General features: G+C 46.7%; 15 protein-coding genes. 6 read left to right on the forward strand and 9 right to left on the reverse strand.

The features are described from left to right. The first annotated feature begins 117 nt into the window (after positions 1–117). A complete protein-coding gene (locus tag MY523_RS21155; RefSeq protein ID WP_250656649.1) occupies positions 118–4,071 on the forward strand; it encodes a DUF1631 family protein in 3,954 nt (1,317 codons plus the stop codon). A gap of 137 nt (positions 4,072–4,208) precedes the next feature. Beyond that, positions 4,209–5,075, forward strand: coding sequence for a phosphoribulokinase (locus MY523_RS21160; protein ID WP_250656650.1), 867 nt, complete (start codon positions 4,209–4,211; stop codon positions 5,073–5,075). 110 nt (positions 5,076–5,185) lie between these two features. On the opposite strand, the gene MY523_RS21165 is transcribed toward MY523_RS21160, so the two are convergent. Together MY523_RS21165 and MY523_RS21170 are read right to left on the reverse strand one after the other, a co-directional pair. Further along, a complete protein-coding gene (locus MY523_RS21165) occupies positions 5,186–5,593 on the reverse strand; it encodes a VOC family protein (RefSeq protein ID WP_250656651.1) in 408 nt (135 codons plus the stop codon). A gap of 6 nt (positions 5,594–5,599) precedes the next feature. After that, positions 5,600–6,016, reverse strand: a complete 417-nt coding sequence (locus MY523_RS21170) for an OsmC family protein (RefSeq protein WP_250656652.1) — start codon at positions 6,014–6,016, stop codon at positions 5,600–5,602. A 598-nt stretch (positions 6,017–6,614) separates the two neighbouring features. Here MY523_RS21170 and crp point away from each other — a divergent pair. Beyond that, positions 6,615–7,256: a cAMP-activated global transcriptional regulator CRP gene (crp, locus tag MY523_RS21175; RefSeq protein ID WP_250656653.1), complete on the forward strand. Its 642-nt coding sequence runs from the start codon at positions 6,615–6,617 to the stop codon at positions 7,254–7,256. Positions 7,257–7,327: 71 nt separating this feature from the next. On the opposite strand, the gene MY523_RS21180 is transcribed toward crp, so the two are convergent. From MY523_RS21180 to MY523_RS21210, 7 genes are all read right to left on the reverse strand, one after another. Beyond that, positions 7,328–9,070, reverse strand: a complete 1,743-nt coding sequence (locus MY523_RS21180; RefSeq protein WP_250658860.1) for a sensor domain-containing diguanylate cyclase — start codon at positions 9,068–9,070, stop codon at positions 7,328–7,330. 238 nt (positions 9,071–9,308) lie between these two features. After that, positions 9,309–9,938: a carbonate dehydratase gene (gene can / locus MY523_RS21185; protein ID WP_250658861.1), complete on the reverse strand. Its 630-nt coding sequence runs from the start codon at positions 9,936–9,938 to the stop codon at positions 9,309–9,311. 104 nt (positions 9,939–10,042) lie between these two features. After that, positions 10,043–12,019 carry a monovalent cation:proton antiporter family protein gene (locus MY523_RS21190; protein WP_250656654.1) on the reverse strand — a complete coding sequence of 659 codons (1,977 nt, stop codon included), beginning with the start codon at positions 12,017–12,019 and terminating at the stop codon, positions 10,043–10,045. Positions 12,020–12,311: 292 nt separating this feature from the next. Next, positions 12,312–13,544 carry a response regulator gene (locus MY523_RS21195; RefSeq protein ID WP_250656655.1) on the reverse strand — a complete coding sequence of 411 codons (1,233 nt, stop codon included), beginning with the start codon at positions 13,542–13,544 and terminating at the stop codon, positions 12,312–12,314. A 92-nt stretch (positions 13,545–13,636) separates the two neighbouring features. Continuing rightward, positions 13,637–14,044 (reverse strand): acyl-CoA thioesterase, encoded by a 408-nt coding sequence (locus MY523_RS21200; protein WP_250656656.1) that lies wholly within the window; start codon positions 14,042–14,044, stop codon positions 13,637–13,639. A gap of 145 nt (positions 14,045–14,189) precedes the next feature. Then, the gene (locus MY523_RS21205; RefSeq protein ID WP_250658862.1) at positions 14,190–15,569 is read right to left on the reverse strand and encodes a TRAP transporter large permease; all 1,380 of its coding nucleotides are present in this window, start codon (positions 15,567–15,569) and stop codon (positions 14,190–14,192) included. Then, complete coding sequence (locus MY523_RS21210) at positions 15,569–16,120, reverse strand: TRAP transporter small permease subunit (RefSeq protein ID WP_250656657.1); 552 nt, start codon at positions 16,118–16,120, stop codon at positions 15,569–15,571. Before MY523_RS21210 ends, MY523_RS21205 begins: the two co-directional genes overlap by 1 nt. Before the next feature lie 536 nt (positions 16,121–16,656). Here MY523_RS21210 and MY523_RS21215 point away from each other — a divergent pair. From MY523_RS21215 to pstA, 3 genes are all read left to right on the forward strand, one after another. Further along, positions 16,657–17,637 carry a PstS family phosphate ABC transporter substrate-binding protein gene (locus MY523_RS21215; RefSeq protein WP_250656658.1) on the forward strand — a complete coding sequence of 327 codons (981 nt, stop codon included), beginning with the start codon at positions 16,657–16,659 and terminating at the stop codon, positions 17,635–17,637. A gap of 257 nt (positions 17,638–17,894) precedes the next feature. After that, positions 17,895–20,183 carry an ABC transporter permease subunit gene (locus MY523_RS21220; RefSeq protein WP_250656659.1) on the forward strand — a complete coding sequence of 763 codons (2,289 nt, stop codon included), beginning with the start codon at positions 17,895–17,897 and terminating at the stop codon, positions 20,181–20,183. A 78-nt stretch (positions 20,184–20,261) separates the two neighbouring features. Beyond that, a complete protein-coding gene (gene pstA / locus MY523_RS21225) occupies positions 20,262–21,932 on the forward strand; it encodes a phosphate ABC transporter permease PstA (RefSeq protein ID WP_250656660.1) in 1,671 nt (556 codons plus the stop codon). Positions 21,933–21,934 lie beyond the last annotated feature (2 nt).

Consider the following 21,934-nt stretch of genomic DNA (forward strand, 5'->3'; position numbering starts at 1 on the left):
TGTTTACAGATCATTACTATCAATTGCTTAAAGCTGTCTATACTTCAGTTATGCTTTATTTGTTAAGAACCTGTTTAAGCCATATATTTGATTCCAGTATAAAGAGACATAAATTAAATGACCATGGAACGGCGTACAAGCCTTCGACGGCCTATTACTCTCGCTGCAAAGTTAACCCTGACAGGAGACCAGTTCTGGCACTGTGATATCGCAGACTTTTGTGCCGAAGGTTTGTTTGTTAAATATGATGAAGAAGTCTCTTTGTCTGTGCGTGAGGCTGTCCAGCGCTCACCCGACTTAAAGATAAAAGTACTGTTTACAGACCCTTCCTGCGCGAAAGAGCACACTCTGCTGGTGCACCCTGTAAGACTTATCCAAGGGGCTATGGGCGTTTGTTTTATTGAAGTTGATACTGCTGCCATTGATGCGATGCTTAGCCTGTGTGCGGGTCAAGGGGTTGAGAAACCCTCTGTGCGCGGGGAGTCAGATCAGGCCTCGTTTATCATCAGGCAGTGTAATAAGTCTATTGCGGAGTACCTGGAGCCTTTACTCGATCACTATGCCACTGATGTTGATGCGGCGCTCATTCATGCTGCCAACAATGCTTCCAGTGACAAGGTGTGTAATGAGCTGATGGATGCAGCGGGTGTCCTAAAAGAGAATCAGTCTAAAATCCGTCTTCTTACGCTGGCGGCTGTTGCGGCACCTTTAAAACCGGGTCATGTCCACGAAAATCAAAAAACGGAGGACAACGCCAGCCAGCTTTCGCTGATCGAAAAAAATGAATTTGAAGACTGGCTGATGTTTAAGGTGATGGTGACTAAAGCGGAAACCCAATATCGAGGCGCTTTGTTACAACTTAAAATGCGGCTTGATAAGGTCGGGATTGTTAATCACCTGGGTTACCAGAACCCATTAGGCCCTGCGCTGATCGTTTATGCCTTTCGGGATGTTGTTAGCCAGTTTAATTTGCCACACATAGCAGATAAAACGGTTTATAGAACCTTTGAGACAACCGTTATCAAAAGCCTGGAAGACCTCTATCAGAGCTTAAACCAAATCCTTATTCGCCAAAATATTCTGCCAGACCTGGATTTGAGTAAATACCTCTCTGACCGAAAGCAGAATGAAGAGAGCGAACAGAATAAACCGCCGTCAGATCATTTGACCCCAGACAGTAAAGACAACCATTCGCTGCATGCGGAGGTAGCTGACAAAGCCTCTGCGAAACTGAATACAAAAGCGAGCGTGGCTTCAATATCGGCCGCAGCCAATAAACAGAACGATACAGATAGTCGGCAAGGGAATATACGTCGCGTCAGCAGCGCTTTAAAGCCCTCACCGGAAACACAAAATGTTCAGTCGCTAGAGCCGCCTTTTCAACCGCAGACTAAGTTGGATGCCGATGACTTATCTCAGTTTCGTGCGCATCAGCGGGCAGCCCAGAGTGCCTATTCAACCATCAATCACCTTTTTTCTATGCTTGAAAAGAGCAGGAAGGTGGGGGTTCAGGACTCAGAGGCGGTTGATAGAAAAGACCCAAATGCGCCAAAGTGGAGCCATGATGAGTTAAAGTCCGGGCTTGACGATATGCAGGCAAACTCATCCAAAGAGAGCAGTGCCGCTGTCAATGAAGTCCCTCCGCTGATCAGGCGTCTAAAGGAAAAGCTGGAAAGTCGTACGGGCACTAAAAAAGCGTTGTCTCAAGACCAGGAAGATGTGGTTGACGTGGTTGATCGTTTCTTTGTCAGCATGAAAACCAGTCAGAAATTGACAGAAGTGACCAAGTCACAGCTGACGCAACTGGAAGTGCCGGTTCTTAAAGTGCTAATGAGAAACAAAGAGTTTTTTGAAGATGTCGATAGCCCGGTTCGTGCGGTGCTGAATCGTGTGGCTCAGCTTGGTATTAAAGGCGGGCGGCCAAATCCTGCAAACCAGAAGAAGATAGAGGGTATTATTCAACGAATCAACAACGAGTTTGAGCAGGATACCAGCGTTTTTGATGAAGTGTTGGGTGAACTCGATGAGTTGGTAGACCGCCAGAATCTGCTCTATCGGCGCAATGTTGAGAGGGTAGCCGCTGCTGCTGAAGGGTCGCAAAAAGTGGTTCAGGCCAAAAAGGTGGTGGCGAGACAAATAGAAAAACGTATTGCCGGGCGCAAGGTGCCAAAGGCCGTGGTGTCACTAATCAACGGTGGCTGGCAGGACTTACTGTCGTTGACGTACATTCGCCAGGGTGACCAAAGTCAGGCATGGCAGGACTATCTGGGGGTGCTTGACAGCTTACTCGCCTATGGCGATGACCCAGACTTGGATATCAATTTGACCGACCTGCTCAAGATTATTCAAGAGGGGCTGTCGTCTATATCCAGCAACCATATGCCATCGGGACATATTCGTGACGAACTTAAGCGCTTTTTGGTTGGCTCCAAAACCGCTCAGGTTGAAATGATTGAAATGCCTGCTGAGCAGTCTTTTGGCGAGCAGGGCGACATCTCGTTGCTCACAGAGAGTCGGCATCGAGGCATGCAGCGTTGGGTTTTGAGAGCTCAGAAATTAGAGCTGGGCGACTGGCTAAAATACACTAAAGACCCGGAGAACCCTCAATATATGAGGCTGGTATGGGTTGGTAAAGGTTTCTCAAAGTTCGTGTTTGTTAACCATCAAGGGATGAAGGTTGTTGAGCTTGATTTAATGACCGTTGCCGGCTACTTGCAAAAAGAGATCGCGGTTCTTGAAAAAGACTATGAAGTGCCTATCGTGGACGAGAGCCTCGACAATATGGTTAAGCAGGTTTATAACCAGCTCTCATTTGCGACGACTCATGATGAATTAACGGGGCTGGTTAATCGTAAAGAGTTTGAACGCAATATTGAAAGCCTGCTCGGGCAGGGGGATGCGGTAGAGTGTTCGTTGTTATATCTTGATCTGCGCCAGTTCAGGATAGTCAATGACGCTGCGGGTTATGAAGCGGGCGACCAGATTCTGAAAGATGTATCGAAGCTTTTGCTTGATTATGCGCCCAAAGGTGCTGTTGTAGCGCGTTTGGGGGGGAATGAGTTTGGTGTTTTGGTCAGGCACCCTAGCGTAGATGGGCTGGCAAAGCAGTACGTTAGGCAAATCCACGAATATCAGTTCAAGTGGGATGAAAAAACGTATCAGCTTGCGGTGTGTATTGGTGTGGCTTCGGCAAACGAAGTGGCATCGAATACTGATCGGCTGCTTAAGGTTGCAGAAGAAGCCTGTCGTCGGGCGAAGTTAAGAGGCCCGAACAAAGTGGATCATTATGCGGCTGATGAGTCTAACTTATCGCAGCAGGCGCAAATCAAAGCGAAAGTGGCTGGATTCAGTAACTTAAATGATGAACGCACATTATTGCGCTGCCAGAAGATTATACCGTTACAGTCTGAAACGCGGGTCAAAACCCATTATGAAATTTTACTGAGTGTCTATGATGATCGCGGCCATTTAATTCCTGCTTATGAGTTTGTTCGTACCGCAGAAAAGTATAACCGTATGCAGGCCGTAGACCGTTGGGTCGTTGGGCATATGCTGGATTGGATGTCCCAGCATAGTGCCAGCCTTGATGCCATGGGCGGGATAGCGATTAACCTGTCTGGCCACTCGCTGAATGATGAAGAGCTGTTAGAGTTTATCTACCACCGGCTCAGTGAATATGATGCGCCGCTGGAAAAATTATGGTTTGAAATCACAGAAGCCGCGGCTATCTCCAATGTGCATAGTGTTGCCGATTTCATGAACGAGTTGAAAGAGATTGGTTGCCACTTTTGTCTTGGTAACTTCGGGGCGGGCATGTCTTCTTACCACTTCCTGAAAGAGCTACCCGTGGATATGATCAAGATTGATGGCACCTTTATTAAAAACCTCACCTCAGATGAGGGGGACAGGGCGATGGTGCGTTCAATGACTGAGATGGTTCACTTTATGGGCAAAGAGCTGGTGGCAACACAAGTAGAAGATATGCAATGCCTGGAGTTGCTGACCTCGTTAGGGGTTGACTACGCTCAGGGGTATGTCATTGAAAAGCCCCGCCTGCTTAGCAACTTCTAAGGTGGTTTCTGTTGAGCTCAGCCGTGTTTAGTCATGGCGCGCTCATTAATCAATGACCGTTAATTTAATCTTGGGCAGGCAATCTTACCGCGAAACGATTAAAATGGCGCAAAGCTAAATTAATTAAGCGGGTAGTAATGTCAGCCAAGTTTCCAATTATATCTGTAACCGGCTCTTCGGGCGCGGGAACAACCACTGCGAGTAATATCTTTAGCCATATATTTGCTGATGAAGGGATTAACGCCGGGATGATCCAGGGGGATAGTTTTCATAAATATACCCGTAAAGAGATGTCGCGGCTTGCAGCAAAAGGCCACTATGGTGAGTGGAACCACTTTTCACTGGACGCTAATCATGTCGATAAGCTAGAAGCACTGTTCCAGGATTATGCGGCGACCGGAACAGGGCGGTACCGTCAATACGTCCATGATGATGACTATGATTTAACGAGAGACGGATGGGCACCAGGTACATTTACACCATGGATGGATTTGCCAAATAATACCGATGTGCTTTTTTATGAAGGCCTGCATGGGGGGATCATGACTGAGCAGGTCAATATTGCATCCCATGTTGACCTGCTAATCGGTGTCGCACCGATTGTTAATTTAGAGTGGATACAAAAAATATATCGAGATACCCAGTCAAGAGGTTATTCTCAAGAGGCGGTGGTCAATACGATTGTTAATCGAATGGACGACTATGTTCGCTATATTGTTCCACAATTTTCTAATACTCATATCAACTTTCAGCGTGTTCCGACCGTCGATACGTCAAACCCGTTTGTGATGCGGGAAGTCCCGTCTGACGACGAAAGTATGGTGGTTATCCATTTTCGCCAATACAGTGAGGTTGATTTCCCATACCTGCTGCAGATGATTAGTGGCTCTTTTGTTTCTCGCCAGGACACACTGGTCATTCCCGGAAACAAAATGCCGTTAGCGATGGACTTAATTATAAGGCCGAGAGTGAAAGAGCTGATGGCCCACAGAATATACGGGTAAGTCTATTAACGCTGCCTGGTAGCCGTTTGACTCGTGAAATGGAAATGCTGCGTTTGGGTATTGAGTCATGGGGATATGTGGCGGAACGGGTGCCGCCACAGGACAAAAGCTTAGCTTGCTGGTGCCGAAATAGGTGGATGGAATATCATCTGAACGGCCGTACCATCAGGGTCATAGCAATAAAAGCTCCGAGCGCCATCTCGATGGGTTTTAGGTTTGTTCAGTATTTTTACCTGATGGCTATTAAGAAATTCATACCAGGCGTCTACCTGATCCATTTCGTCAATAATAAAGCCAATATGATCCAACCGCTGCGGGCCAGATGGGGCTCCCTTATGCGCTCGGTGAAGAGCAAGGTTATCGTTACCCGAACAGAGATAGACATTGTCACTGTCCGGGCGCCACTCGACATCCATACCTAGCAGTTCAACATAGAAACGTTCAGTCGCTTCAAACTCTGTAACGAAGAGCGCGACATGTCGCATACCGGCGGTTGGCTTTGGGCGTTTGGTCGTCATATGGGCTTATTCCTCTATCACGTAGTCGTGGGTGATCTCGACTCCTGCTTTCTCAAGCATAATAGATGCTGAACAGTACTTTTCTGCTGATAATGAAACGGCTCGTTTTACCAGGTTTTCTTTAAGGTTGTTTCCCTTAACGACAAAATGTACGTGGATTTTGGTAAATACACTGGGAACTTCGTCGGCGCGCTCAGCCTTTATTTCTGCAACGCAGTCGGTGACATCCTGGCGTGATTTTTTGAGAATGCTCATCACGTCAAATGAGGTGCAGCCACCTAAGCCCAGCAGTAGCATTTCCATTGGGCGAGGGCCTTGGTTTTGACCACCATGATCGGGAGGGCCATCCATTGTGACCTGGTGTCCAGAGCCTGATTCCCCAATAAATTTAGCGTCGCCGCCCCAGCTTATTTTTACGTTCATGGTGCCCTCTTATTAAACTTAGCTTGTTCAGTTGCTATGCTCCGAACATTATTTTGTAATCGGTTATAACGAATCGAGTGTTAAATAACCTGTTAAGCTCATGCTTTGCAACGAAGGGTAACATAAAAGCACTTTTTAATATAAAGCTGGTTTTTATATCTTGGGCTATACTCAAATGACGTAGGATTGTGCGAGCAAGATCAATAAGTTGCTGATGGGCTTTTATCCTGATATAAACGGTAGCGCGGAAGTAAGAAGCAGCAATGCTCATTTAACAATAATAATGATCGAGCCCTTTACACGACGTTATGAGCGAATTAAAGACAAGGCAAAAAATGACGAAAAAGCGCAGTTTATGGTCTATAAATGAGCATTTTGAATCATTTTTTAACACTGTTTTTGTAAGCGCAGTAGTCGTGCAAACGTCTCGATAAAGTGTTAGTTGTGCCTTTTTGTGATGACAAAGGCTGCAACAACGAGCTCATAAATACAGCCCATGGATAAGGGCAATAAACGACAATCAAAAGAAAATAGTTGTGCTATGTTCGCTGGCGAGTCGGCGTAGGTAGCTAAGTAATAAATAAAGGGACAACAAAAGATGGCAACGATTATTAAACCGGTAGAGAGTAAAACAAAACATCTGGACTTTTTTCTGTCACAGTGCCACCGGCGTCGTTACCCTGCAAAAAGTACTATTATATATGCAGGGGATAAAAGTGATTCCCTGTTTTACATAATCAAGGGGTCCGTGACCGTTATCATCGAAGATGATGATGGCAGGGAAATGATTATGGCGTACTTGAATACGGGCGATTTTTTCGGAGAGATGGGTCTGTTCGATAATATGGACTCTCGTAGTGCGTGGGTAAAAGCAAAAACAGAGTGTGAAGTTGCGGAAATTAGCTACACCAAGTTCCGTGAAATATCTCAGGAAGACCCTCGTATTTTATACTTTATTGGTGAACAGATGGCCTCCCGTTTGCGCCAGACCACCCGTAAAGTTGGCGACTTGGCGTTTTTGGATGTAACGGGCCGCGTAGCCAGAACACTGCTGGACTTGTGTAAAGAGCCCGATGCAATGACCCATCCTGATGGGATGCAGATTAAAATAACCCGCCAGGAAATTGGCCGTATTGTAGGCTGTTCCAGAGAAATGGTTGGCCGGGTATTAAAAACCCTGGAGGATCAAGGCCTGGTTCAGGTGAAAGGCAAAACCATGGTCGTTTTTGGCACTCGATAGCGGGTTTAAAAAGCATAAAAAAACGGAGCATCGGCTCCGTTTTTTTGTGATGTTGGTGAAATCACGATTGTTTAACTTTGGTTGCAAATAACTACATTTCGGCCTTGGTGCTTTCCTTGGTATAACGCCTGGTCAGCCGCTGCTATGGCTGCTTTGATATCTTTAGCCCCATCAAACTCTTCAACGCCAAACGTTAATGTAAAGCGGATCGATTGTCCTGCATGCGAGACCGTATGGTTTTCGCACGCCACTCTTATTTTCTCCGCCACTTTTTTTGCATGTTCTACTCCTGTATCAGGCAGTGCGATTAAGAACTCTTCGCCTCCCCAGCGAGCAATCGCATCCTGCTCTCTAAGCGACGTTCGCAAGATGTCTGCAACGGCACAAATCACTTGATCGCCCGTTTCGTGGCCGTAGGTGTCGTTAACCTTTTTGAAGTGGTCTATATCACACAGTATGAGGCTAAACGGCCGCTGGTTCCTGTTGGTTCGTGCGACCTCATCAGCAAGTATCTCATCCATTCTGCGGCGGTTATAAAGGTCAGTTAGTGGGTCTTTTTGTGCAAGGCGCTCTAGCTCAGCCTGAAGCACCGCTCGCTTTTCCATTTGCTGATTCATGGTCTGGGCAAGCGCATCAAACTCTTTAATGGATATCATCTCGCCTGAAATGGGCTGATTGTCGTGCGCAGCATGTTGCAGTCGCTCTATAAACAGGTTGAAATGCCACTGAATCTTTCGGTAAACCAGTACCCCGCCTATCACTGCGATGGCATAGGCGACCAGTAAAATAATGGCGATATCTGTTATCTGGTCTTCTACCCTGTCGGTTATCCGTGACTTGTTGAGACCTATCTCCTGCTCAATATCTGACAGGGTGACAAATGACCCGATGATCCAGTTCCAGTTCGGTTCTAAGCTCATATAGAGCAGTACAGGATCGTACTGCTGGCTTATTTGGTCGAACCACTTGGCTTGTATCACCTCGTTTTCATTATTTTTTGCTAATTGAACTGCCTCGTTTACCAGTGCTCTGTTTTCGGGTAGCACCTGATACAGCCCGAGCTCTTCAGGCGGAATCGTTTTTCCTTGTATAGCGAGCAAGTTAAGTTCTGCGTCGGCGACAAATAATCTAAGACGTTTGTTGGTTTTGAGCTTACTGAGTATTCCAAGCAGTTGTTCTTTAGTTTCTTTCTCAAACAGAGTAATCGACTCTTTGGTGCCTATTATCCAGTTCAGTGGCTCCAGATATTTATAAAAGAAAATAGTCGAGTCGGCGGATGAACGGAGCGCATCTTGTGCGCCTGGTGTCAGCCCTTGCGCGTACAGCTCGTCTTGATCTTTGATTCGCTGGATGGCCTTGTCGGTGAGTGGCGTCTTTGCTTCAGGCGATCCGGCAAGTATTGAGGTGCCATTGGTATCAACTATAAAGACTGAGCCATGCCCATTGTTAAACCGAATGGGGCGTAGCGTATCAATAATCAACTCTTGCTGTCTTGCCCGTGGAAGGTCGGTATTATTTTTGAGTATTTTGCTGGCTTGCTGGTGGGCTTGCCTGACTTCTCTTGCAAGTTTTTCTTGAAGGGCCTGTATGGCGTCCTGATGAACCTCGTTAGCCAGTTTGACTGAGCTATCCACTTGGTGGGCTATGGCCTCTTTTAACTGACCGGAGACGCCGCCAGAAATTTGTTCAACAATTTTATTGTGATGCTGTGTGTTGAGGATAATTAGAGTAACGCCCACCAGTACAACGATAAGCGTGCTAAGGCTTAGAGAGAGGTTAAGGTAGATCGATGAAACGCTGCGTTTTTTAGTCATCACATTCAAAGGGCATCATTGCCGATAATTAAGGAATAATAGCTTTGGTGTACTGACTCGGTTTTAAAGAGCTCTGGCCATTGCTATTGAGTATAGATCCTATATCGGGTTTATAAACCTGAGACTATCGCGTTTTGAATAGCCTTGAGTGACTAGGGGTGACTTTTGCACGGCTACTGCGCTTTTTTGTCATTTTTTGCCTTGCCGTTATATCGCTCATAATGCCGTGCAAAGGTTTCTACGATATCTTATAGATAGTGTTTGTTGCTTCATTGTTCTGGATTGATACATCCAGATTGGTTATCAAGCCATTCTTGATACTGTATACCCAACCGTGAACCGTTAAATTTTGCCCTTTAGACCAGGCTTCCTGTACGACGGTGGTTTGACTGACGTTCATGACTTGTTGCATGACATTGAGTTCGCACAGCCTGTCGACACGTTGACTCTCATCTGTAATGCCTTCCAGCTCCGCTTGGTATGACGCATATGTGTCTTTGATATTTCGCAACCAATTATCAATCAGCCCGTTTCTCTCATTGTGCAGTGCTGTTTTTACTCCACCGCAACCATAATGTCCTACGACGACAATGTGCTTGACCTTGAGTACTTCAACGGCGTATTGAATAACGGATAAGCAGTTTAGATCGGTCTGGTTAACGATATTGGCAACATTTCGGTGTACAAATACATCACCGGGAAGCAGCCCGACTATCTGGTTGGCGGGTACCCGGCTATCAGAGCAACCAATCCAGAGAATTTCAGGGGTCTGCTGGGCTGACAGTTGCTCAAAGAACCCTGGGCTGGTTTGCTCTATTTTCTCAGCCCAGACTTTGTTGTTTTCAAGCAGGTCGCTCAGTGATTTCATCATGATCCTCTAACTAGCATGTTTGGCGTAACGATACATATCAATTGCGAACGATTATCGCTTAAATTCATTTGTTTTTCACTACCTGATCTTGAAGGTTGTTGTTATCCGGCCAGAATAAGGTTTTCAGCGCGCTCTATTTGCTCTGAGCTACCGTGCAATATAATCGTGTCTCCGGCCTCTAGCGGCCTCGACGTTGAGGGAGGTGACTCTTCTCCATTCTGATGTTTTATGGTTTCAACCGGGTTTCCGGCTTTCTCAAGCTTAAGCTCTGCTAATTGCTTGCCCGTCGCGTAGCAGTCTTCAGTTAGCAGCACCGCATGAAGCTGCTCGAGCGCATTGCCTTGTTCATCAACCGTCTTGGAGCTAATGCCGTGGTAGTAGCCATGTAAAATCTGATAGCGTTGTTTTCGGGCGTTTTCAATATGATTAAAAACACTTGAAGGTGGTGTGCCCATCATGGTGAGTACGTGCGAGACTAGCATTAAACTGGCTTCCATTGTTTCAGGGACAATTTCTGTAGCCCCCGCTTGTAATAGCTCTTCCAGTGATGAGTCATCGCTTGTGCGAACTAGAATAGGGATGTCGTAGCCTTTTTCCCGTATGGTATGGAGAACCTTTTTGGCCACGTCTAACTCTTTGTAGCTGATCACCAGCAGTTTGGCACGCTCAAGCCCTAATGCCCTTAATATGTCGATTCGGGAGGCATCGCCATAATATATATTCTCTCCTGCTATACTGGCTTCATTGACTCGAAAAGGGTCAATGTCCACCGCAATATAAGGTAGTTTTTCATTGCTTAGAAACCTTGAAACCGACTGACCGACGCGGCCAAACCCGCATAATATTGCATGGTCGCTAAGAGATTCACTGGCTTTGTTTAGTTGTGCTTTATAGTCATTTTGGGGAACAAACTTGGCTTCGCCAAACAGCTTGGTTGAAACTTTTGGGGCAATTCCAATTAACCATGGCGTTAAGGCGATAGACACCACGATGGTTGGGATTAAAATGCCGCTAACCGGTTCACTCATGGTGCCGCTTTTGAATGCCAAAGCAAAGAGCGCGAAGCCAAACTCACCGCCCTGGGCAAGGTAAAGCCCAGTGGTGATTGAATCTCGCTTACTGTGTTTATTTGCTCTGGTAAGTATAAAAATAAGTAGTGCTTTGCCAATTATTAAGACCGCACTACAGAGTACGATCCAATGCCAATTTTTGAGCAGTGCATGAATATCCAGTGCCATCCCGACTGAGATAAAAAACAGCCCTAGCAGCAGGTCTCTAAATGGCCTGATATCGGCCTCAATTTGATGCCGATAGTTAGTTTCACTCAGCATCATGCCCGCAATAAATGCGCCCAATGCCATGGACAGTCCGAAGTGGTGGGTCAATGCTGCAGCCAGTAGCGATACCAGCAAGACCGTCATAACAAACACTTCTTCTGAGTGGGCTTTAGCTACTTCATTAAAGAGTGGGGGCAGAACCCACCTGCCACAGGCCAGTAGTAGTGCAAATAGAGCAACCCCCTTAACCAGTGTAAGGCCGATGGATGTAAAAATGGCCTCGTGGTCACTGCCGGAAAATGCCGGAACAAGTATGAGAAACAGCACCGCTGCGATGTCTTGAAACAGTAAGATGCCAATGGAGAGCTGCCCGTGGGGTTTATGCAGTTCGTTTCGGGAGGATAGCTCTTTACTCACCACTGCAGTGGACGATAACGACAGCGCACCAGCAATGACGATGGCCTCCTCAATGGAAACCCCCACCGCAAGTGCGACGGCATAAATAACGATACAGCTGATCAATACTTGCAGCCCGCCCAAGCCAAACACCGTGTGTCGCAGGGCCATCATTTTCGCCAGAGAAAACTCCAACCCCAGCGAAAAGAGCAGGAACACGACGCCGAACTCAGCAAGAAACCGGATCGCTTCCAGGTCTTCGACAACTGCAAATGCGCTGGGGCCAACGATTAATCCGACACAGAGATAGGCGAGAATGGGCGGAATGTGAATACGTCTTAATGCTGTGGAAGCCATGACTGCTGCTGCGAGCAGTATCAGTACTTTTAAAAAAACACCTTCCATAAAACAATGTTCCTGGTTTGGAGGTTTTGATTGTGTTGACTGGCGCGTGATGCTGTAAGTATAGGTCGCGATTGTGAACCTGATCTATTGCATTCGTTACGAGCTGTCTTGTGCATGGCCAATGGGCGCATGGCTGTTCATACGTTATGTATTAAAGCAGACTAAAGCAACCAGATTTGGTGTGTGTGAGCAGGTTTGCATATTACAGGCTACTTTGATGTATGTGTCGAGCATAAGGTGGGAGACGACAACGCTCTATTGATGGATGATATTGTATCGTTAGCCTGCCCAGCTAAAAAAGATCAATTTCTCCAGAGAACCCGTCTTCCATGCCGCCGTCAGACTCTTTGTCGGTAGGGGCATTTTGTACAACGCTGTGTAGTAGCGCTTGCTGCTTGTCCGCAAGGTGTTGAAGAAGTCTTGATACCGACTTAAATGCATGGCTGGTGTTTGTACTGCTGTCGATAATTTTCTCGGCCGCTGCAATGGTGGTGTCTACCCGGGTCACGATATAGCTTTCCTGGTCATCTTCCAGGCCCATTCTGGGTATCTTCTCTTCCAGCTCTGAGAGCATTGACTGCAACAGCTGGACAATATCGTTCTGGTTTTTCTCAAGGCTTTCACCTACCGCGATGAGTGTTGATTTTACTGCCGTAAAAGAGGCTCCCAGCTCCCGGGCTTGATCAACCAGCGCTTGTTCGGTTTCCAGACTTTGCACCTTGGCGTCTGTAGAGCCTAGCATCGTCGGGAGAAAGTCTTTATATCGACCATATGTCTCTATCTCATCAACCGGCATATTTTTTACCAGCAAGGCGACCCGCGGGTAGTTGATTTGAGTTCGGGAGCCAAAATCGATAAACCGGTTGCCATTTTCGTGTATTGTCGAAATGACCTCTCTTTCCAGCGGGGATATGGTGTGACTTTCTGATGAGTAAAATGACCGCTCCTTTCGGCCAATAAACATTAAGCTGCAGTTCAGCCCAAGGCTGCTGGTCACATTGAAAAACTTGCTTGCCAACGCATTAAGCGACTTGGCAGAGTAGCTCGATTCTATAAACTGTATGGCCAGCCCCAGCTCGCTTGAACCACGCATAGCGGTATAGGCCGTGGTGGTGGCTTTTGTAACCTCGTTGCTAAGTGCTTTATTGCTTTTAATGAATGTGGTGATTATGTTTAATTTGGCTAACAGCTCAGACTGGTCAAAAGGCTTGGTGAGAAAGTCGATGCCGCCCGCTTCAAATGATAAAACTCTGGACTGGATATCGCTTAGGTTGGATATGAAGATGACAGGTATGTTGGAGGTGCGTTCGTCGGCTTTAAGGTGCTTGCACGTTTCGTAGCCGTTCATTTCCGGCATTTCGATATCCAGCAAGATGACATCGGGCATGTTGCGGATAGCGGACTCGATACCTTCGCTACCGCTTTTTTCGGAAAACAGCTGGTAATTGCTTTCCAGAGACTGGCGCACAATGCTCTGAACAATCGAGTCATCGTCAATGGTAAGAATTTTAGGGTTGTCTGCCATGGCCATACTCCGTTATGCGTGATTTTGTCACAGGCGCGATATCGCAAGCGTCAATAACAAATAGTCGTTCCCTAGTTGCTAGGCGATAAACACTACGGGTGTAGGACTTCGTCCGGTAGCTGCCGGATACACCCTTCTTCGTCAATCGCCACAAACACAAAGATTGACTGGGTGACTTTTCTTGGCTGATGTTCATCAAGATCCTGAGTCCAAACCTCCACTCTAAGCTTAATAGAGCTTCGTCCAACGTCAACCAGCTTTGTGTAGCAACTGACTTGTGAACCTACTCTGACGGGCGAGATAAACTCCATACCCTCGATCGCAACAGTGGCGGTTCTGCCTTGAGACAACCGGCCTGCGGCTGCTGCGGCTGCCAGATCCATTTGTCCAACCAGCCAGCCTGCGTGTATATCGCCATTTGCGTTGGTGTCTTTTGGCATTGGCACAATCTGGAGAGCCAGTTCACCGACCGGTGTGGGCTTATGCTCAGAATGTCTCATGGTTCTACCTTTATGTCGTTATTTTTTCGTTGTTTTGGTAGCAGTATAGTTAGAGTTTTACCGTTGGTAAGCTTACCAAGTCAACTTTTGCACTAATACTTTCGGGATATCCATTTGCGACCTGTTGTATATCTGAAGGTCTCTATCAGCTATAAATCTTGTCGGGTAACCATGTTGCCAGTTCAGGCCATATTGCCAACATGCCAAGCATAATCAGCTGTATGACGATAAAGGGAATAACCCCTTTATATATGTCAGATGTGGCAACGGACTCTGGTGCAACACCCCTCAAATAAAACAGAGAGAAACCGAATGGAGGGGTCAAAAATGAGGTTTGTAAATTCAGCGCAATCATTATGCCAAACCATACCGGATCGAGTCCCATAGACAGCAATACCGGGCCGACTATTGGTACGACAACAAAGGTTATCTCGATAAAGTCTAAAATAAACCCGAGTAGAAAAATAACTAACATAACCACCAGTGTGGCAGTGAATACGCCGCCGGGCATGTCACTGAACAGAGACTGAATCAGCTCGTCACCACCGTAGCCTCTGAAGACCAGTGAAAATATAGAGGCACCAATGAGTATAAGAAATACCATGCAGGTGACTCGTGTGGTGGTGCGGCAGACGTCTCGTATGACCTCGATAGTCAGCTTTTTCCGGTATCCCGCCAGCAGGATCGCGCCAAACGCCCCAACCCCTGCGGCTTCAGTTGGTGTGGCGATACCACTGAGAATAGAACCCAGAACGACGACAATCAGCAGTAGAGGCGGCGTTAAGTCTTGAAATAAAGATAGCGGTACTTGGTTGCTCTCGTCGTCTGGTTGCTCTTGCTTTGGGGGAATCAGGCCCGGCTTGAAGGTTGCCACGAGTATAATGTAGAGAACGTATAGGCCCACCAAGCAGAGACCTGGAATGATCGCACCGACAAAAAGGTCGCCTACTGATACGGTGTCAGGGCTGAATATGCCCATATTACGCTGGGCTTGCTGATAGGCACTGGATAATACGTCGCCTAATAATACCAGTGCAATAGAGGGGGGGATGATCTGTCCTAACGTCCCAGTGGCACAAATGGTGCCTGTCGCGATAGATGGGGCGTAGCCTCGTTTAAGCATTGTAGGCAACGAGATAAGTCCCATGGTTACCACCGTTGCGCCTACAATTCCGGTGCTGGCCGCCAGTAACATGCCGACAATTGCGACTGAAATGCCCAGCCCGCCCTTCATGCTCCTAAACAGTATCGCCATACTCTCCAGCAGGTTTTCGGCCAGCTTGGAGCGTTGCAACATACAACCCATAAAAACAAATAGTGGTACGGCAATCAGGGTCTGGTTAGTAATTAATCCATAGAGCCGGTTGGGGGTAGCGAGAAGAAACGCAGTATCAAATACGCCGGTTGCGATACCGCCTGCTGCAAATATCAGCGCGGTACCCGCCAGTGAAAATGCCACTGGGTAGCCGAATAAAAGCACCGCGCAGGCGGCAGCGAACATGATTAGAGGGATGTATTCAACCATCACAGGGCCCCCTCGCTTGGTGATCTCTCTTCGATCTTGATGCCTTTTATCTGAGCGATGCTTCTAAGTATTTCGGAAATCGCTTGCAGTAGCATGACGGCAACCATGATGAGGATTAAAGATTTAAGGAGATAAACCAAGGGAATGCCAGCCGCCTCTTGCGATGTCTCAAGAATTTGCCATGAACTTACAATATATGGCCAGCTGCTCCAGCCTATGAATAGGATGACAGGCAGCAGTAAAAAAAGCGTTCCGAATAAATTAACCAAGGCTTTTCCTCTGCTGGATAGGCGGTGATAGAAGATGTCTACCCTTACGTGTTCGTCATGCTTTAGGGTATAAGCGCTGGCGACGAGAAATATAGCTGCATGACAATACATGATGCTTTCTTGTGCGATTATCGAGCTATGGTTGAATGCATACCTCATGACGACTGTAAAACAGGTTAAGAGCACCATCGCGATATTAAGCCAGGAGACTGCGCGCCCGATAACTTCGGTAAACTGATCTATATGGCGGATTATTTTTGCAAGTGAAATACTGACAGCCATTTTAACGGGTATCTTCCCTTTGAGAGTGACTTGTTATTATATGATTGCGACATCTATTGTATGACATCGAATGTATGACACCGATTGTATCGAGAAGACTACAGGGGCCTATTATAGGCAAGTTAACCTGTTCAGCCTAATAGTTGTTTAATAGAGACCTTTGCACGACTGCTGCGCTTACAAATACAGCGTTAAAAAATGACTCAAAATTGTGCGCTCTCCTGGGTCGACCGGGACTTATTACTCATAAACTGAGCTTTTTCTTCATTTTTTGCCTTGTCTTTGCTTCGCTCGCAACGTCGTGCAAAGGTCTCTAATAATGACTCTGTAACGGTTTTATCATTCAATACTGTTTATTGGAATGTTGCTGGTGTTGTCATTATTTTGCAATAGGGTTGTCACATGACTGTCATAAATCGTCTCTATAGTGACCTCAAACCGGATAAGTAGTGTTCTTTGATTTGTCCTTAGAGGTTTACTGCAAAGTTAGATAGCGCTCTTGCTTTGAGAGCAACTAAATTGAATTGGAGATAGATATGAAGTTTAAGAAACTATTTGCGGCGTTGACTATGACGGCAGCCGTAGCAGGCGCTGCGACTGCAACGGCAGGTGCCAAGGTTGATGAAAATCTGGATACATACGTAAAAGCCAGTGGTGTATCAGGTAACTTGTCAAGTGTAGGTTCTGATACGCTGGCTAACCTAATGACTTTGTGGGCAGAAGACTTTAAGCGCCACTACCCAAATGTAAATGTACAGATTCAGGCGGCAGGTTCTTCTACTGCGCCTCCAGCGTTGACTGAAGGCACTTCAAACGTAGGCCCTATGAGCCGAAAGATGAAAGATAAAGAAGTCGAAGCGTTTGAGAAGAAGTTTGGTTATAAGCCGACAGCAGTTCCAGTCGCGATTGATGCATTAGCGGTATTTGTAAATAAGGATAACCCGGTTGAAGGCCTGACAATTGCACAAATTGATGCGATTTTCTCATCGACTCGTAAGTGTGGTTACGATTCTGATGTTTCCAAGTGGAGTGATCTTGGTCTGAGTGGCAGCCTTGCGAATAGCAGTGTTCAGCTGTTTGGTCGTAATTCGGTATCAGGTACTTACGGTTACTTCAAAAAGAAAGCACTGTGTAAGGGTGACTACAAAAATAACGTAAACGAGCAGCCAGGTTCTGCTTCGGTTGTGCAGGGTGTATCAGAGTCTATTAACGGTATTGGTTACTCGGGTATCGGCTATAAAACAGCCAGTGTTCGTGCGATTCCATTGGCTAAGAAGCCTGGCCAGCCATTCGTAGATGCAACGCCTGAAAATGCAGTAACGGGCAAATACCCGCTGTCTCGTTTCCTCTATGTTTATGTAAACAAGGCACCTAATAAGTCTCTATCTCCACTGGATGGTGAGTTTATCAAGTCTGTACTGTCCAAGCAGGGCCAGCAGGTTGTCGTAAAGGATGGTTATGTTCCACTGCCTGCGACTGTTGCGGATAAGAGCCTTAAGCAGCTAGGTCTTAAGTAAATGAGTCTTAAGTAGCCAGGTCGTAAGTCACTAGACATCTGGTGAAGCACTCGGAAAGCCCTGAATAACTCAGGGCTTTTTGCGTTTTTATATGCTCATTTTCATACACCTGACCTTGTTTTTATAGCTCTCCTGCCATTTATTTCGTTGTTGTCGGAACCATCGGTGGAATATGACAGTGTTGTAACATAACTGTCATATTAACTTATTATCCTTCTGGCATTGTAATTGGATCATGCTTTTGGACTGTATTAATAATGAATGATCAAGCCGTTAAAAGAACACCACATGTCAATTTCGAAACGCCGCAGCTACTCCGCTACCGCAAACTTCGAGCAATCAAAGATAAGCTTGCTCAGGTTTCTATTGGTATGGGGGGCGTCAGTGTTATTGTTGCCATCACGCTTATCTTTTTCTACCTGCTGTATGAAGTGATGCCGCTGTTTCAGCCTGCCCATATGAGCCAGGCGGCAGAGTATTCAATCCCGGTTGGTGAACGCGGAGCCGATGCAAATACAGTCTATATGGCCATGGAAGAGCAAGCCGAGAAAGCGGTCAGGGTAACCGACGTTGGCGAAGTGATCTTTTTCAATGTCAAAGACGGTAGCGTGGTCAGCAGCCAGATGCTGCCTGTGCCAGATGGCGTAAAAGTGACTAGCTTCTCCGAAGCGTCGACGGGCAGCCATCTGGTGATTGCCGGGCTGTCTGATGGAACGGCTATTGTCTTTAAACACCGCTATAAAATGACATTCCCGAATGATGTTCGTGTTATTACACCGGTTATTGAATACCCATATGGTGAAGAGCCTATCGTTTTGGACGAAAGTGGGCGAGCGATTAAAAACAGTGTGCTGAGGGATTCTGAATCGGCCATGTTCGTCGTCGGCTTGAATGATCAAAATGAGCTGTTTTCTACCTATTTCAGCAAAGAAGAAGACTTTTTAAGTGGCGATATTACGCTGGAAGCGTCAGATGTTGCTATGCCAAATCTAAATGGTGATGTCGTTGATATGCAGGTCGGGCCTGATCTAAGGTGGCTTTATCTAGCCACCTCAAAAGGCAAGCTGGATGTGTATGATCTGGTCGACCATGATAACCCTGTGCTTAACAGCCGCGTTGATCTTACAGAAGGGAAGCACCAGATTACCTCACTAGAATTGCTGTTAGGTGGGATTTCAGTACTGGCGGCAGACTCAAGCGGCAATGTCTCGCAGTGGTTTATGGTACGAGACGATAGCAACGAATTCTCGCTAGAAAAAGTTAGAACCTTTACCCATAGCGATGCGTCAATTACCGGTATTGCGCCTGAGCACCGCCGAAAAGGGTTTGTTGTGAGCGATGAAGAGGGCCACATATCCATATTCAACTCGACCGCTCACCGCGTACTGATTGATGAAAAGGTGACAGACGGCGTAGTGAACCATATTACTATTGCCCCTCGTGCTAATTTCCTGATGTTCGAAAATGCCAAGGGTCAGCTGGTGCTTTGGAAGGTTGAAAATGAGCACCCTGAGGTATCCTGGCAGGCACTGTGGGAACAAGTCTGGTACGAAGGGTATCAGGAGCCAGATTATATTTGGCAGTCGTCTGCTGCAAATAATGACTTTGAGCCTAAGTACAGTCTTATGCCGCTGGCATTCGGCACCTTAAAAGCGGCTTTTTATGCCATGTTGATCGCGACGCCACTGGCTATTTGTGGTGCTCTCTACACGGCCTATTTTATGGCACCTCGCTTACGTAGAAAGGTAAAACCTGCGATCGAGCTGATGGAGGCACTGCCTACGGTAATTTTGGGCTTTTTAGCGGGGCTGTTTTTTGCACCCTTTATGGAAGTCCACCTGCCAGGCATATTCAGCTGGTTGTTGATTACACCTATTTCAATTGTTGTCTTTGGTTATGTTTGGGCGAACCTCCCTGAGTCAATTCGTCATAAGATTCCTGAAGGCTGGGATCCTCTTCTACTCGTGCCCTGGGTTGCACTGGTGAGTTGGTTTTGCTTCGAAATTAGCCCAGTGATTGAGCTTTGGTTTTTTGATGGCGATATGCGCAACTGGCTAACGAATGACCTTGGTATCGATTTTGATCAGCGTAATGCGCTGGTGGTGGGTGCCGCGATGGGGTTTGCTGTTATTCCTACTATCTTCTCAATCACAGAAGATGCGATTTTTAGTGTGCCCAAACACTTGAGTTATGGTTCTTTAGCGCTGGGTGCCACGCCCTGGCAAACCATGGTTCGCGTTGTGCTGCCTACCGCCAGCCCTGGCATATTCTCTGCTGTAATGATCGGCATGGGGCGTGCGGTTGGTGAAACGATGATTGTATTAATGGCAACCGGTAATACACCGATCATGGATGTAAACATATTTGAGGGTATGAGAACACTCTCAGCCAATATTGCGGTTGAGATGCCGGAGTCTGAAGTCGGTGGCTCTCACTACAGAATCCTATTCCTTGCAGCCTTTGTTCTGTTTTTGTTTACCTTTGTGGTGAATACCATCGCAGAGTATGTAAGGCAGCGGCTAAGGAACAAATACAGTGTAATTTAACGGGTACGTTTAGTTAATTCAGGTTATTTAGCCGCATAGATATTGCGCCACCAAGACGTTAATAAAGAGATATATGACATGCGAGTTTCCTTAAAAAGTTGGTCTCAGAAAGGCAATCCATGGGTTTGGTTGAATGCTGGGGCTGTAGCGATCAGCTTAATAATGGTTGTTGGATTATTGGGGCTTATTGCTGCAAAAGGGTTGGTTCATTTTTGGCCTCATGCCGTAATGGAGGCACAACACACTGCAGTAGATGGTAGCCGGACGACGATTATTGGTGAAATTGTCGAGACCGAAGAAGTATCCGCAGAGCAACTTAGAACAGCGGGTGTCAAGGTGCCAGAAGGCGTTGACTTTCTAAGCCGGGACTTATTGAAGATTGGTAACCGTGATATAAGCGGATTCGACTTTCGATGGGTTCTGGATAGAGATCTGACCGATAAGCATTACCCCGAAGAGCTTATGGTAATGGAGCGATACGAGTGGGGTAACTTCTATGGCTATTTGCGGTCAGTTAAAGAGAATGGACAAGAAGTTAGCCCATCTGAAAATGGCGACCTATGGAGTGAGCTGCAACGTCGAATTGAACGAGCAGAAGGTATTCGTGAGCAGATAGAAGATATTGAGAAAGGCCAGATCGGCCGTATTAACAGAGGCATTGAGCGCCTGAGATTGAAAGAGCGAGCGCTTGAACTGAAAGGAAAAGCAACCCCCGAGCGTCTCGCAGATATACAGGCCCAGCGCGCAGAATACGATGCCAGTTATGAAGTGCTTCAGACTGAGCTGACTGACCTGTACGGCTTGATCAATCGTGACAGTTTAGTGGCCACAACCATGGATGACTCAGTGGTTGAAATACCCCTGGCGAAAGTGGTTAAAGCGTTTCGCCCAAACCAGATGAATCTGTATGAAAAGATTGTTTTCTATGTAAAACAGATTGGAGCCTTTATTACCGAAGACCCAAGAGAAGCCAATACTGAAGGGGGGATTTTCCCGGCTATTTTCGGTACCGTAATGATGGTTATCCTGATGTCTATCCTGGTCACCCCTCTTGGTGTTATTACCGCAGTTTACCTCCGTGAATACGCTCGCCAAGGGCCGCTGACAAGGATTATTCGTATAGCCGTTAACAACCTCGCCGGTGTACCATCTATTGTATACGGTGTGTTTGGTTTAGGCTTTTTCATCTACTTTATTGGTTCAGGTGTTGATCAGGCTATGTTTCCTGAAGCGCTGCCGTCACCGACCTTTGGTACCCCCGGCTTACTGTGGGCTTCCATCACCTTGGCGTTATTGACGCTGCCGGTTGTTATTGTGGCCACAGAGGAAGGGTTGTCGCGCATCCCAAGGTCTATTCGGGAAGGGAGCCTGGCTTTAGGAGCAACCAAAGCAGAAACTTTGTGGCGCGTGGTTATTCCAATGGCAAGCCCTGCTATGATGACCGGGGTTATTTTGGCGATTGCCCGTGCAGCAGGTGAAGTTGCGCCTCTTATGCTGGTAGGGGTTGTCAAACTGGCACCGTCGTTGCCGCTGGATGGGAACTACCCATACTTGCATTTAGATCAGAAATTTATGCACTTGGGGTTCCATATTTATGATGTTGGTTTCCAAAGCCCTAATGTAGAAGCCGCCAGACCGCTTGTATATGCAACATCGTTGCTGCTGGTTGTGGTAATCGCATTGCTGAATTTATCAGCGGTTTCGATCCGAAATCGCTTGCGCGAAAAGTATAAAGCGCTGGAAATGTAAGA

This window comes from Alkalimarinus coralli, assembly GCF_023650515.1.
GTDB classification, from domain to species: Bacteria; Pseudomonadota; Gammaproteobacteria; order Pseudomonadales; family Oleiphilaceae; genus Alkalimarinus; species Alkalimarinus coralli.